Below are 12,274 nucleotides of genomic sequence, written 5' to 3'. Positions count from 1 at the left end.
GACTGTTCCAATCGGAGGAACCATGCTCAACCGCCTTGCAACCGAATTTGCCGCTGAAATCGCCAACCACGACTGGTCAGACGCGCCATACCGCCTTGACCGAGCCGGACACCACCGCGACCAAGACTCAAACCGCGGTAAAGAGGTCCTTACCGACGTCGAGGCAGACTGCATCCGCACGAATGTCATGTGGGTTACAGCTCAGGTGCTCAAGCACGCCGATCCAAATTTCGACCTACACGAGTTCGCGGTCGCCTGCGGGGTTCCGCGGAGGTACACCCACACGAAGAGCGGTGGCCGAAACGGCACGATCGAGGCCGGTATACGGATGGTCGGGGATTATGTGTACCCACCAGGTGGAGCAATGGACGAGTAGCTCCCTAGGGGAAGGCCTGGCGACAGATGTCGCCAGGCCTTCTCGCTGTCGTTCGCCTTCCGCAACGGCTACTAGTCAGCTACACCGGACGCGTACTAGGGAAACGCCCGGCGATTCTGTTACGCCGCCGTGAGCGTGGCGACGGCGAAGGATGCCGGCCGTGCGATGACGGGGACGAAGCGGCCCTCGACGCGCAGGACGGTCTGGTTCAGGTGGTCCAGCTTGAAGGGGTTCCACTGGAGCTTGATGCCGCCCCGGTTCGCGAGCCCGATGGTGCTGGCGTCGAACGCGCCGATGACTGCCTTACCTGCCCCGACGGAGGGTGCCAGTTGCACGGGGACGCCCCACAGCGACGGCTTGCCCGCGTTGGTGGGAGTGCCGTCCAGCAGGTAGTCGCCGTCCGCGAGTTTCGTGGTCTCGATCTCTTCCCAGTCGTCCGGGTGAAGCACGATAGCGGTCGGCTGCGTGCCCTCGCTCTGGATGCGCCCGACAGCGCGGCGCAGGGTCAGGAGCTTGTCCGTGGTGAACGCCTGCACCTTCACGCCCGTGAGTCCCAGTAGCCCGGTGACGGCTTCTCCGTTTTCGTCGGTGCCTCCGTTGAGGATCAGGTCATCGAGGCCCAGAGCCATGCCGTAGAGCATCTCGAACTCGATGATCTGGGAGAACTTCCCGAACGACTCGAGGTACTGGTTGGGTACTTCGGCCAGGTGTGCGACGGTAGCGAACGCGTCCGTGACGCTCTCGAAGGAGAGCGACGAGTTCGGCTTCTCCGCACCGCGCGCGACGGTGGCGGCGGCGAGAGTCCGGCCGGTCTGACGCAGGTACGACACCCCGTCTCCGTCCTCACCATTGACGGGGAAGATGGTCACGAGGTTGCTGAGGAGGTAGTTCGACTGCGACATGGCCGCGACGCCCTGGTTTACGGGGACCGTGACGCTCCCGCCTGTGGCCGTGACAGCCTTGAGCGAGCCGGTGCCGACCTTTTCTTGGACTCCGGCCATGATCGACTTCGCGGAGATACTGGAGGCGCCTCCATCGACCGTGATGGCCTTGGAGCCCGGTTCGGTGTGGTCCCCGCCGAGTTCCGCCGCGACCATCGACTTCAGCGCCACGCGCGTAGCGTCTTCGGCTTCGATGGCTTTGGTCAGTTCCTCGACGTCGGTTTGGATGGCCTTGGCGCGGGTGACGTCTTCGGCGGTCAGTCCGTTAGGACCGGCGGCCTTCTCGCTGAGGGTCCGTGCTTCGGCTAGCAGTGCTGTACGACGATCTTTCCTGTTCATGACGAGTCCTGTTCTGGCGACGCCGAATGGAGGCGTGCAGGTAAGTGAAAAATGCGTTGATGAGTAGCCGCGGAGTCAGTGGGCACCAATGCGGGTAGGTGCACGCTCTACGCGGTGCGATTCGGTTGATCAGCGGATCGGTTCGGCTGGCTCAGGCGGACTCCAGAGGCGGCGGGCCTCGGATGGAGTTAGAGCGCCGGGTTAATCGGCTACCCCCAGATTAACACCCTGCGGCGTCATTCTCGGCAGCATCGAGCATCCTGATTACTCCGTCGAAAAACAGGGCCGGATCGGCATCCTGTGGGAGTGCGTGAGCGATCATCCCGGAGAGCCCGTAGAGCACGCCAGGGATAGATGCAGGATCGTGCAGCAGGGACTGGATCATGTCGTGCGTTCCCGCTTCGTCTCCTGCTAGTACGAGCCGGGCAAGGGTCACCGCGTCCCGCGCGGTGCTGAACTGGGTTGTCGTGTGAGTGGGTTCGGTGCTCATGGTTCGTCCTCTTTCGTGGTGGTGTGGATGGTGCAGAAGTTGGTCCCGGCAGGTGCCTCGAAGAGCGCCCCGCAGACGTCGCAGAGGCAGGTCCAGTTCCGCGCAGGAGGGACCGGTCGCCTCGCCGTCTGACAAGCCCGGCAGAACGGGGATGCAGCGTGATGGCGCAGGGTCTTCCTGCAGCCCGCGCACGGCTGCTTCGGATGGTGCTTGGCGCAGTACTTCGGCAGAGCACCGTGCCGGGCTGTCACGGCCACGACATCGCCGCACACGGAGCAGGTAGCGGTCCGTCCCGCAGCCGCTCTCGTCTGTCGTCGTCGGTGCCGCTTCGCCGCCTGCTTATGGTCCCGGCCGCAGTAATCAGCCGTAGGCTTCATCCCGTCCAGGCGATTGCCGCAGAGGTGGTACGCGCAGACCCGGCCAGCCTTCGGGGGGCGGGGTTTCTGTTCGATTCCGAGGCGGGGTCCCCAAACTGTGCGGCTCGCCGCCTTGGGACCGTCGCGACTCGGGAGGGATCGAGCGGTGATGATTCTGACTCCCCTTACCCCTTGGGTCTGATGGTGTGGCTGTCGTGGATTCTCCCGCGGGCGTTTGTCGTCCTTGGGTGATCGACCGGCCGGCCCCGTTCCGTCCCGCTGGCGGGGCTTCTGTGGCTTCCATGGGGTTCGTGCTGGTTCGGTGTCCTTTCCCTGGTTCGGCTGGTGGCCCTGATGGCGCGGCTCGCACGGTTCAGCTCGGATCGGTTGCGGAGTCGGTGCGGTCGATGGCTGCTGCTCGTTGCCCGTGTTTTGGTCAGGTGTCTGGTTCACGACGCAACCGCCTTCGGTTTGCGGCGACGCTGGTTGGGTGTCTTGCCGCCCCAAACGCCGGAAGCCTCAGTGTGCGTGGTCGCGTAGAGGTTGCACTGTTCGAGGACAGGGCACGCTCGGCACTTGGCCGCTGCTGCTATCGCCTCTGCTCGGTCCTCGGAGATCCACTGGTCCCCGTTGTCCGGAGACTGGCAAGGCACGGTGCCTGCGGTGCGCGTGATAGCAGTGAGGAGCTTCCCGTAGTCGAGCGCCTGTAGTTTGGTCAGCCTTGGCAGCGGAGTCAGTCTGCCCATCCTGGGGGTGCGCTTTCCCTTGGTGGGGGTGGTCCTTGTGGCGGGGGTGGTGGTCATCGGTGCTCCTCCCTGGGAGTGGTGCGGGTGACGGTCCACCCGGCGTCTGTTTTCCGTAGGTGGGGGCGGCACCTCAAGCAGGGGATGAGATCCCCGGCCTCGTCCTCGCCCAACCACCCGCCCGTGCAGCGGTGTGGTGGTGGGTCCGGTTGCCGTACGGAGAGCCCAAGATCCGTAAGGTCGCGGTCCGGTAGCCGGAACAGCTGCGGCTCGCTCATGCGGCTCTACCCTTCATTTCCTGGTAGATCTCGGCGGCGCGCTTCGCGAGTTCCCGCGCCGATAGGCCTGGGTTCTCGAGGCGAAAGTCCTCGACCGCCTGTTGCACGAGATCGTCCAGGGGCAGGGTGTCGGGTGCCTCGCTTATCTCGTCCGCCGCGCAGGGGCCGCAGTTCGTTGCGACCGCCCACGGATGGTTCTCGCACTTCGGCCCGGCTTCAAATGCGTTCCGGTGCTGGGTTTTGACGGCCTCCCGGCATGCCCTCAGATAGGCGGACTGCTGGAGTCGTTTCCGGGGAGAGATCGTGGCTGGATCGTTCTTGGTGTACTCCAGCACCGCCCGCGCTTCACTGGAGTCGAGGCCCTGCCCGGCGAGTTTCTGGAGGATCAAATCTTCCTCCCCTCCCCGTTGCTTACCCGTCGAGCGGCTGGCCTTGCGATCCGGACGATTGGTGGAGGTTGATTGGTGTAACTGATTGATGGGGTGCAGCCCATTGCGACTGATCGAGTCCGAAACTGCGCCTGATGGGGTCAAAGGCTGCAACTGGTCAGTATCATCACTCGCAGTGGGCTGCGACTGATCGAAACCTGCCACGCTCTCATCACTCGCAGTGGGTTGCGAGTGATCGTTCAAGGGGAGGTCGTCCCGGTCCAGATTGAGGAGTGTCATGCGCTGAGTTAGGTCACTCGGGAGCGTGAGTCGGTACTCCGTCGCGAAGCCTCGGCCTCCCGCACCGCGGCCGCCCTTCTTCACCAGTTCGAGAAAACCGACGTCACAGAGCTCATCGAGCGCGCCGTCAATCGTTCGCACGCTCTTCCCGATCACAGCCGCGAGCCGTTCACGTCCTGGGTAGATCCGCCTGCCGGTGTCTGCTGTCGCATACCGCGCGAGCACAAATCCTACGTACTTCGTTGTCGGCTTGATGCCGCCTGATCCGGTGGGTACACGCTCGAAGGTTCGTTCCCACTCGAAGCGACCAATGCCCACTAGGTGCCTAGTGTTGCTCTGGTTAGTCACTGTCCCCGCCGCCGTCGTCTATGGGAGCCTGGGCGGCGGCTTCGTTGTCGTGGGTGTAGGGGTTGCGCGCGTTGATCGCGGCATCGTTCACCGGTCCGGTGTGGTCGAGCCCATGCCAGTAGCCAGAGTTCCATGCGGCGGCAAGATCGGCAGCGGTATAGGTGCTCATGCTGATGCCTGTTCGCCGGTCCGCTGGCGAGTTTGCGCTTCCAACCAAGAAGTGACGTCCGCATCCCGGTATCGAACCGCGCGTCCGATCTTCACGAATCGTGGGCCGATTCCCAGATAGCGCCACTGCGCGAGCGAACGTTCCGGTTTGCCAAGCATCTCGGATAGTTGAGCGGGGGTAAGGAGCTCGGTAGACATGGCATCTGCGCTTTCTGACGGTGAAGCATCATTTTTCGATCCTGTTACATCTTTTATACATTCTCGATCCCTTTGCGTCAATAATGATTCCATTGGGATCATTTTTGGATGTAGGCTCGGGACATGGAATCGAGTGATCCCGTCTCAGAAGCGGCTGAGGCCACAAGTCGAATAGTTGCCTTCAATGTCAGGCGCTACCGGAAGAAAACAGGGCGAACGCTCTTGGATTTAGAGACAGAGCTGAGGCGGATCAACCACCCGCTGCCCAAACTGGCGCTTGGCCGGATCGAGAACGGTAAGCGCCGCGTCGATGTGGACGATCTGACAGCGCTGTCCGTGGCTCTCGGGGTGAGTCCCAACGCGCTGTTGCTCCCTCCCGTCGAGTCCGCCGTGTGGGTGGCCGAGCTTGCGGGGGTGCACCTCCAATCGACGGCTGACCTGTGGGCGTGGGCACGGGGCGAGCGCGCGCTCTGGCCGCTCGATGTCGAGGCCGACAGCCTTGAGGAATACAAGGAGCTGCGCACACACAGAGATGGTGAGTTCAGGACGGCGATAGCACCAATGCCTCGTCCGGACGATGACCTGCGAGCTACCGGCTTAGTGAAGCATCCTCGGGACCTGCGAGGCGCGGCTGATGGCGACGATTGAGCCCTACGACACGGCGGCCGGTCGGCGCTACCGGGTTATCTACAGGACGCCCGAACGGAAGCAAACCAGCAAGCGGGGTTTCCGCACGAAACGCGACGCCGAGCTGTTCCTAGCTTCGGTCGAGGTGTCAAAAGCGCGCGGGGAGTTCATTGATCCCGGCGCGGCACGCGCGACCATCGGCCAGCTCGGTCCGGAGTGGCTGGCGCGGCAGTCTCACCTGAAGCCGTCTGCGCTGCGGCCCGTCGAGTCAGCGTGGCGGGTCCACGTTCTACCGAAGTGGGGCTATGTCGCCGTCAGCGAGATCCGGCAGACGGCGGTGCAGTCCTGGTTGAGCGAGCTCGGCGCGGACCGAGGGGCGACGACCGTCATCCGTGTCTATGGCGTGCTCGCCGGCATCCTCGATGAGGCAGTGACAGACCGGCGGATACTCACCAACCCCGCGCGGGGCGTGAACCTGCCGCGCAAAACGCGGAAGCCGCACGTCTACCTGTCGCACGAGCAAGTGCACGAGCTGGCCGCGGCCTCGAAATATCCGGCCCTGGTCCTCACGCTGGCCTACTGCGGGCTGCGGTGGGGTGAAGCCACGGGATTACGAGTGCGCCACCTGGACATGCTGAAACGACGAATCTTGGTCGAGGAGAACGCCGTGCAGGTCGGCTCTCGAATCGAGGTCGGCACACCGAAGAACCACAAGCGCCGGGCAGTGCCGTTCCCTCGGTTCCTCGTGGAGCTCTTGGCCCGTGAGTGCCAGGGGAAGGGGAGGGAGGATCTAGTCTTCCCCGCCCCGGACGGCGGCTACCTGCGGTCCGCGCGCGTCCACGAGGACAACATGAGCTGGTTTGCTGGCGCAGTGAAGCGCGCGGGGATACCGCGCATCACGCCGCACGACCTACGGCACACGGCGGCGAGCTTCGCAGTGTCGTCCGGAGCGAACGTGAAAGCCGTGCAGCGGATGCTCGGGCACAGCTCGGCTGCCATGACCCTGGACGTCTACGCGGAGCTCTTCGACGAAGACCTAAACGCCGTCGCAGACGCTCTAGATCACGCTGTCTCTTCTGCGGGTGTTGCCAGAATGTTGCCACGCGCCTAATCGAGGGCAAGGAGAAGGCCCCTACTTCCCTGCAATAGCGGGGGAGTAGGGGCCTTCTCTTTGGCGGTGACGGTGGGATTTGAACCCACGTTGGCTTTCACCAAACAACATTTCGAGTGTTGCACCTTCGGCCGCTCGGACACGTCACCAACTCCGCTACTTTACCGGATCCGGCGCGCCAGCCCCAAAACGGCGGCAGCTGCTCCCGGAATCAGAACTCGACGACGTCGTTCTTGCCGGTGTCGGGCTTCGACCCGGTGACGAGACCCTTCACCATCTTCACGGCCGAGACGACGCGGGGCGCATCCATCGACCAGTATTCGGCAGTGTCGGCGTCCACCCGGATCAGTGCGACGGTGGGATCCTCGCGGCCGTTCTCGAACCAGGCGGAGACCGTCGGACCCCACAGCTCGTCGATCTTGGCCTGGTCCTTCGTCAGGGTCGCCGTTCCGGCTATGGAAAGGTAGCCCTTCCCCGAGCTCACCGAGACGTTGACCTGCGGGTTCGCCCGGATCTCATCGGCCTTGGGGGAGGGATCCTCGGTGAAGAACCAGAGGTCGCCGTCGAAGTCCTTGCCATGCAGCGCGAGTGGGCGGCTGACCAGCCGGCCCTCCCGGTTCACCGTCGTGAGTATCGCGATGTCCGCTGTGTCAAGGATCTTGTGTACTTCCTTCATGCCGTCCTGCTGGGTATCCACTCTGTACTCCTTGGAAGTGCGGTTGATCCGGAAATAGTAAGCCTACGCACTATTGTCCGGCGCCGGAACCTGAGCGGTGGCCGGCGAAGAAATCCGTCAGCAGTGCCGCGCATTCAGCTCCACGGACGCCGGGGAACACCTCGGTCCAGTGGTTGAGCCGCTTCTCGCGCAGGACGTCGAAGACCGAGCCCGACGCCCCTGCCTTCGCATCCCAGGCGCCGAACACGACGCGCGGAATCCTCGCGAGCACCGACGCACCCGCACACATGGCGCAGGGCTCGAGCGTGACCACCAGCGTGCATTCCTCGAGCCGCCAGCTTCCCAGTGCCGCCGCTGCGGCGCGGATGGCGACCACCTCCGCGTGCGCCGTCGGATCACCCAGGTCCTCGCGCCGGTTCCAGCCGGTGCCCACCACCGCGCCGGTCGGGCCCATCACGACGGCGCCGACGGGGACGTCCGCGCTGGCAGCAGCGTTCCGGGCCGCCGTGAGGGCGTAGCCCATCCACTGCTCGTGGGACGCGCTATCAGCGGCGGGATTCGGTCGGGTCGGGGGCATGTGCTCAATGGTACTTTTGAGCTATGCGTGTACTGGTAGTCGACCACCCCTTGGTAGCCCACAAACTCACGGTCCTCCGGGACAAGGACACGTCGTCGCCGGTGTTCCGCCTCCTCACCGAAGAGCTCGTCACCCTGCTGGCCTACGAGGCGACGCGCGACGTCCGGGTGGAGCCGGTGCGGATCGAAACTCCCGTCACCTCGACCGAAGGAATCGGGCTGGTCAAGCCGACGCCGCTCGTGGTGCCCATCCTCCGTGCGGGTCTCGGCATGCTCGAGGGGATGACCCGCCTTGTTCCCACGGCTGAGGTCGGGTTCCTCGGGATGGCACGCAATGAGGAGACGTTCGAGGCCATCACCTATGCCGAGCGCCTTCCGGATGACCTCACCGGACGCCAGGTGTTCGTCCTCGACCCGATGCTCGCCACGGGAGGAACCCTCCGTGAGGCGATCAAGTTCCTCTTCGCACGCGGAGCGGCTGACATCACCTGCATCTGCCTCCTGGCGGCACCCGAGGGCCTTGCTGCACTTCGGGAGGAGCTCGAGGGCAGGAACGTCACCATCGTCCTCGCCTCGATCGACGAGAAGCTGGACGAGAAGTCCTACATCGTCCCCGGTCTCGGCGATGCCGGGGACCGGCTGTACGGCGTGGTGGGCTGACAGCGGTTGCCGTCTCCAGCCGGTCGCTGAATCTCTGCGATTGGGGTATGTAGCCGTTTCTGCCAAGACATTCTGCAACCTCCGCAATGATTTTAGAGAAAAAACGACGCCCCTGCGGTTCCGATGCGATGCCCGCTGCGCGTTTGTCCAATGAGCGGGGCAGCTTCGGAACGGGTGCGGGGAGGATGTGCGGACCTTTGTTACTTGCGGGTACTGGAATGTTACGTGCAATAATCGTGAGGGTGAACACCACACCGACAGCACCTGCAGCCGCAGTACCTTCCGTGGGCTCCCTGCCCGTCGCGGGAACCCGCTGTTTTCGAATGCGCGCGTAACGGCTTCATCCCAGCCCTGTTCCGCACCCCCAAGCCCAACGGCGGGCTCCACTGAAGCATCATCCCGACCGGGCACACCCCAGCATTCGCGCCGGAATGACGGCAAACACTTTGAGGTTGTTTTCATGACAGTTTCTTCGGGCTACGTCCACATCTCCCTCCGCACTCCACAGAACCGGGCCGGCACCCGGCAGCAGGGCTACACCGGCTATGGCCAGGCTGCCCCTCCCGTCTACCCTGCGCCGTCGTCGCGTCCGCCGCTGACCCCGGTGGCTGGTCCATCCCCGACCGCCGATACGGCGCCGATTCCCGTCGTCACGCCGAACGGCGTGCCGGGGCCGCAGGCCGTCTCAGCAGACACCACCGCACGTGGCTTCGTCCTGTACGTGGCCATCGATGAGGGCACGGCGGCCGACCATGGCACCACCCTTTCCAGGCTGGCAGCGGACGCGCGCGCCTATGTCCGTTCGATCATCTCCACTGCCGGGACCCACGCCGCAGTGGCGCTCGCCCCGGCCGACGCCGCGGGCAGCGACATCGACGTGGTTCGGGCCGCCCTCGGCGATCCGACAGTTGAGCGCCGTCCGCGCGAGCCGCAGCACGGCGCCCCCGCCGCAGCCCCCACCCCCCGTCCTACCGGCGTCCTGATTGATCTTGCCCGGCGGGAAGTTCACCTCGACGGGGAGACGCTCAACCTCACGTTTAAGGAGTTCGAGCTCCTGAACTACCTGGTGGAAAATGCCGCTCGGACTGTGGGCCGCGAGGAGCTGTTGAGCGGGCTGTGGCGTAACGCCGATGAGGTGCCGAATGAACGGACCATCGACGTCCACATCCGGCGTCTCCGGTCCAAGCTGGGACGCCTGGCGAATACCGTCCGCACCGTCCGGGGGCAGGGGTACCGCTTCTACGACCACCCGGAAGTCGTGGTGTGGGCGGCGCCGGAGTACTCGATCTAGCGGTGCGCCGGCCGGCCCCGCGCCCGGGCCGATAGACTTTCGCCCATGTCTTCCCACCGAAAACGCCTGATGCTGCTGCGACACGCCAAGGCTGAGTGGAGCGAGGGTGTGCCCGATCACGAGCGTCCGCTGAGCTCGCGCGGCCATGCCGACGCACCGCTGATCGGCCGGTGGATGGTCGACAACGACGCCGTCCCCGACCTGATCCTGTGCTCGTCGGCGCTGCGTGCACGCCAGACGTGCACCTGGGTCTGCAAGGAGCTCGGTGACAAGGCTCCGACGCCCAGGCTGGAGGACGGGCTGTATGCGGCGCGTCCGGCGGAGATCCTCGCGCTGATCAACAGGGTGCCGTCCACCGTCACGAGTCTCCTGGTGATCGCGCACCTGCCGGGCGTACAGGATCTCGCCATGCGCCTTGCCTCTGTCGAATCGGATGAGGACGCCGTGATGGACCTTGCGACCGACTATCCGACGGCGGGCCTCACCGTCCTGCAGCATCCGCACGAGTGGGCCGATCTCGACGCGCGTGACACCGATGTCACCGACTTCGTCGTCCGACGTGCGACCGCCTCCCGTCGGGGTTAGCTAGAGCCCGTACTTCTCCAGCAGCCGAAGCCAGACCTCGCTGATGGTCGGGTAGGACGGGACAGCATGCCAGAGGCGGTCCAGCGGTACCTCTCCCACGATGGCGATGGTCGCACCATGCAGCAGTTCCGCGACGTCCGGTCCGGCGAATGTCATCCCCACCAGTACCTTGCGCTCTTCGTCGACCACCATCTGGGCCCAGCCCTCGTAGCCGTCGGAGTGAAGGGCCGACCCACCGACGGCGATGGCGAGGGAGGTCTCCGAGGCACGGATGCCCGCCTTGCTCGCCTGCTCCAGGGTTCGGCCGACCATGGCGATCTCGGGATCGGTGAAGACCACCTGGGGAACGGCGTAGCGATTGGCCGTGGAGGCGAATTTGCTCCAGTCCCCGGCGGCATCGCCCAGCGTCCCGGCGGCGCGCGCAACTATTGCATCTGCGGCGACCCGTGCCTCGTACTTGCCCTGATGCGTCAGGAGGACCTTGCCCGCCACGTCGCCCACGGCATACAGCCAGCCGCCCGCGTCCCTCACCCGTCCGGTGTCGTCCGCCTCGAGGGCTTTGGGGTCGAGCCTCAGGTCCTCGAGGCCGAGGCCTGAGGTATTGGGGTGCCGGCCGGTGGAAACGAGGAGCTTCTCGGACGTGATCTTCCGGCCGGTGCCCAGGGTCACGGTGAAGAGCCCGGCCTGGTCCTGTGAAACGGCGGTGGTTTCGATGGAGGTGAGCAGCGTGATGCCCTCCTTCTCGAGGCCCCTGCGAACCAGCCGGGAAGCTTCCGCCGGGTAACTCCCCAGGATTTCGCTGCGGGCCACGATGGTGACCTCGGACCCGAGCCGTGAGAAGGCCTGCGCCAGTTCCACCCCGGAAACACCGCCGCCCAGCACCGTGAGGCTCGCCGGCACCGCTTTTGTCGACGTCGCCTCGCGAGTGCCCCAGTAGGGCAGGCCCTTCAGGCCGTCGATGCCCGGTTCGATCGGTGTCGAACCGGTCGCGAGCACGACGGCGTGGCGTGCGCGCACGGTGGTGACGCCGTCGTCGTGGGTGATCTCCACCTCACGCTCGCCGCTGATCCTCGCCCGGCCGCGCAGGAGGGTGACGCCGGCGTCCGCCGCCCAGTCGACCTGGGAGGAATCATCCCAGTCGGAGGTGAATTCGGTGCGGCGGTCCAGGACCTGCTGCGCGTCCAACGTGCCCGTCACGGCCTCCCGTGCGCCGGGAAGCGAGCGTGCCGCGGCGAGCGCGGCGGGCGGCCGAAGGAGCGCCTTGGACGGCATGCAGGCCCAGTAGGAACACTCGCCCCCCACGAGGTCGGCCTCGACCAGCACGGCGGAAAGCCCCGCCTCCACCACCCGGCCCGCTGCATTCTCGCCGACGGCGCCCGCGCCGATCACAATGACGTCGATACTCTGGGATTCGCTCATAGGCCGAGCTTTCCACCCGGACACGGGAGAGGCAACCCGCCGCAGCCTTGGCTGGCCGCCGAGTTCCGCTGCCGGGTGGCAGTAACGGGAAGAAGGAGGAGGAGTGCACCTGCGGAAAACTGAGTCCGAGGATGCCGCCAGGGAACCGGCGCGCATCAACGGCTACCGGAGCGTGGGTTACTTTCCCAGTGGGGCGTGTAGGGACGCCGGTTCACGATGAGGGCCCTCCAGGATTCCGGCGCTGCAGGAAACCTCAGTCATTTGAACTACGCCTTCGGCAACGTCCCTTCCGGGACACTGACCCGCCTCGAGCCGAACACGGCCCAGGAAGCCGTAACCAACGGGTCCGACGATGCGTCGGATGCGTGGGCCGACTACTGCCGACCCTACGACGCCGCCGAGTCCGTCTCGGGTGCTGCCGACA

General features: G+C 65.3%; 15 protein-coding genes, 1 tRNA gene and 1 pseudogene. 7 read left to right on the top strand and 10 right to left on the bottom strand.

The features are described 5' to 3' along the window. On the top strand, positions 1 to 376 hold a 376-nt coding region (locus Y704_RS24880; RefSeq protein ID WP_216698986.1), incomplete at its 5' end, for a hypothetical protein. A 119-nt stretch (positions 377 to 495) separates the two neighbouring features. Here Y704_RS24880 and Y704_RS0113905 read toward each other — a convergent pair. From Y704_RS0113905 to Y704_RS24590, 6 genes are all read right to left on the bottom strand, one after another. Beyond that, positions 496 to 1,656, bottom strand: coding sequence for a phage major capsid protein (locus Y704_RS0113905; protein WP_026550568.1), 1,161 nt, complete (start codon positions 1,654 to 1,656; stop codon positions 496 to 498). Between the two features lie 220 nt (positions 1,657 to 1,876). After that, complete coding sequence (locus Y704_RS0113900; RefSeq protein WP_026550567.1) at positions 1,877 to 2,146, bottom strand: hypothetical protein; 270 nt, start codon at positions 2,144 to 2,146, stop codon at positions 1,877 to 1,879. Between the two features lie 805 nt (positions 2,147 to 2,951). After that, positions 2,952 to 3,305: a WhiB family transcriptional regulator gene (locus Y704_RS21405; RefSeq protein ID WP_035772848.1), complete on the bottom strand. Its 354-nt coding sequence runs from the start codon at positions 3,303 to 3,305 to the stop codon at positions 2,952 to 2,954. Positions 3,306 to 3,519: 214 nt separating this feature from the next. Beyond that, positions 3,520 to 4,509, bottom strand: coding sequence for a helix-turn-helix domain-containing protein (locus tag Y704_RS0113890; protein ID WP_155850377.1), 990 nt, complete (start codon positions 4,507 to 4,509; stop codon positions 3,520 to 3,522). A gap of 22 nt (positions 4,510 to 4,531) precedes the next feature. Further along, entirely contained in the window at positions 4,532 to 4,708 is a 177-nt protein-coding gene (locus tag Y704_RS24100; protein ID WP_155850376.1) for a hypothetical protein, read from the bottom strand. Further along, on the bottom strand, positions 4,705 to 4,998 hold the full coding sequence (locus Y704_RS24590) for a helix-turn-helix transcriptional regulator (RefSeq protein WP_253904349.1): 294 nt from the start codon (positions 4,996 to 4,998) through the stop codon (positions 4,705 to 4,707). The genes Y704_RS24100 and Y704_RS24590 overlap by 4 nt, the downstream gene beginning before the upstream one ends. Positions 4,999 to 5,028: 30 nt before the next feature. On the opposite strand from Y704_RS24590, the gene Y704_RS22865 reads away from it, so the two are divergent. Both Y704_RS22865 and Y704_RS0113875 read left to right on the top strand, forming a co-directional pair. Further along, the gene (locus tag Y704_RS22865; RefSeq protein WP_081747667.1) at positions 5,029 to 5,553 is read left to right on the top strand and encodes a helix-turn-helix domain-containing protein; all 525 of its coding nucleotides are present in this window, start codon (positions 5,029 to 5,031) and stop codon (positions 5,551 to 5,553) included. Beyond that, positions 5,540 to 6,643 carry a site-specific integrase gene (locus Y704_RS0113875; protein WP_026550565.1) on the top strand — a complete coding sequence of 368 codons (1,104 nt, stop codon included), beginning with the start codon at positions 5,540 to 5,542 and terminating at the stop codon, positions 6,641 to 6,643. The genes Y704_RS22865 and Y704_RS0113875 overlap by 14 nt, the downstream gene beginning before the upstream one ends. A gap of 61 nt (positions 6,644 to 6,704) precedes the next feature. Here the strand turns inward: Y704_RS0113875 and Y704_RS0113870 are convergent. From Y704_RS0113870 to tadA, 3 genes are all read right to left on the bottom strand, one after another. Continuing rightward, a tRNA-Ser gene (locus Y704_RS0113870) sits at positions 6,705 to 6,792 on the bottom strand. 62 nt (positions 6,793 to 6,854) lie between these two features. Continuing rightward, positions 6,855 to 7,340 carry a pyridoxamine 5'-phosphate oxidase family protein gene (locus tag Y704_RS0113865; RefSeq protein ID WP_026550564.1) on the bottom strand — a complete coding sequence of 162 codons (486 nt, stop codon included), beginning with the start codon at positions 7,338 to 7,340 and terminating at the stop codon, positions 6,855 to 6,857. A 49-nt stretch (positions 7,341 to 7,389) separates the two neighbouring features. Beyond that, positions 7,390 to 7,896 (bottom strand): tRNA adenosine(34) deaminase TadA, encoded by a 507-nt coding sequence (gene tadA / locus Y704_RS0113860; RefSeq protein ID WP_051477094.1) that lies wholly within the window; start codon positions 7,894 to 7,896, stop codon positions 7,390 to 7,392. A 23-nt stretch (positions 7,897 to 7,919) separates the two neighbouring features. On the opposite strand from tadA, the gene upp reads away from it, so the two are divergent. The 3 genes from upp to Y704_RS0113845 all read left to right on the top strand — a co-directional run bounded on the left by upp (position 7,920) and on the right by Y704_RS0113845 (position 10,431). Continuing rightward, a complete protein-coding gene (upp, locus tag Y704_RS0113855; protein ID WP_026550562.1) occupies positions 7,920 to 8,555 on the top strand; it encodes a uracil phosphoribosyltransferase in 636 nt (211 codons plus the stop codon). 460 nt (positions 8,556 to 9,015) lie between these two features. Further along, a complete protein-coding gene (locus Y704_RS0113850; RefSeq protein ID WP_026550561.1) occupies positions 9,016 to 9,846 on the top strand; it encodes a winged helix-turn-helix domain-containing protein in 831 nt (276 codons plus the stop codon). 45 nt (positions 9,847 to 9,891) lie between these two features. Continuing rightward, positions 9,892 to 10,431: a SixA phosphatase family protein gene (locus tag Y704_RS0113845; RefSeq protein ID WP_026550560.1), complete on the top strand. Its 540-nt coding sequence runs from the start codon at positions 9,892 to 9,894 to the stop codon at positions 10,429 to 10,431. Here the strand turns inward: Y704_RS0113845 and Y704_RS0113840 are convergent, their stop codons facing one another. Further along, positions 10,432 to 11,850: a dihydrolipoyl dehydrogenase family protein gene (locus Y704_RS0113840; protein ID WP_026550559.1), complete on the bottom strand. Its 1,419-nt coding sequence runs from the start codon at positions 11,848 to 11,850 to the stop codon at positions 10,432 to 10,434. A 216-nt stretch (positions 11,851 to 12,066) separates the two neighbouring features. Here Y704_RS0113840 and Y704_RS24585 point away from each other — a divergent pair. Beyond that, positions 12,067 to 12,274, top strand: a pseudogene (locus Y704_RS24585) (chitinase); the annotation flags it as partial.

The organism is Arthrobacter sp. Br18 (genome assembly GCF_000520555.1).
GTDB lineage: Bacteria > Actinomycetota > Actinomycetes > Actinomycetales > Micrococcaceae > Arthrobacter_D.
The sequence above is the reverse complement of the archived record's forward strand: the minus strand, read 5'-3'. Positions and strand labels throughout refer to the sequence as shown.

Excerpts from the sequence above, each read along its gene's own strand:
- Y704_RS24590 (WP_253904349.1), bottom strand. The coding sequence starts at position 4,998 with ATGGAATCATTATTGACGCAAAGGGATCGAGAATGTATAAAAGATGTA.
- Y704_RS0113845 (WP_026550560.1), top strand. The coding sequence starts at position 9,892 with ATGTCTTCCCACCGAAAACGCCTGATGCTGCTGCGACACGCCAAGGCT.
- Y704_RS0113850 (WP_026550561.1), top strand. The coding sequence starts at position 9,016 with ATGACAGTTTCTTCGGGCTACGTCCACATCTCCCTCCGCACTCCACAG.
- Y704_RS0113900 (WP_026550567.1), bottom strand. The coding sequence starts at position 2,146 with ATGAGCACCGAACCCACTCACACGACAACCCAGTTCAGCACCGCGCGG.
- Y704_RS0113905 (WP_026550568.1), bottom strand. The coding sequence starts at position 1,656 with ATGAACAGGAAAGATCGTCGTACAGCACTGCTAGCCGAAGCACGGACC.
- Y704_RS0113875 (WP_026550565.1), top strand. The coding sequence starts at position 5,540 with ATGGCGACGATTGAGCCCTACGACACGGCGGCCGGTCGGCGCTACCGG.
- upp (WP_026550562.1), top strand. The coding sequence starts at position 7,920 with ATGCGTGTACTGGTAGTCGACCACCCCTTGGTAGCCCACAAACTCACG.
- Y704_RS24100 (WP_155850376.1), bottom strand. The coding sequence starts at position 4,708 with ATGAGCACCTATACCGCTGCCGATCTTGCCGCCGCATGGAACTCTGGC.
- Y704_RS0113840 (WP_026550559.1), bottom strand. The coding sequence starts at position 11,850 with ATGAGCGAATCCCAGAGTATCGACGTCATTGTGATCGGCGCGGGCGCC.
- Y704_RS22865 (WP_081747667.1), top strand. The coding sequence starts at position 5,029 with ATGGAATCGAGTGATCCCGTCTCAGAAGCGGCTGAGGCCACAAGTCGA.
- Y704_RS21405 (WP_035772848.1), bottom strand. The coding sequence starts at position 3,305 with ATGACCACCACCCCCGCCACAAGGACCACCCCCACCAAGGGAAAGCGC.
- tadA (WP_051477094.1), bottom strand. The coding sequence starts at position 7,896 with ATGCCCCCGACCCGACCGAATCCCGCCGCTGATAGCGCGTCCCACGAG.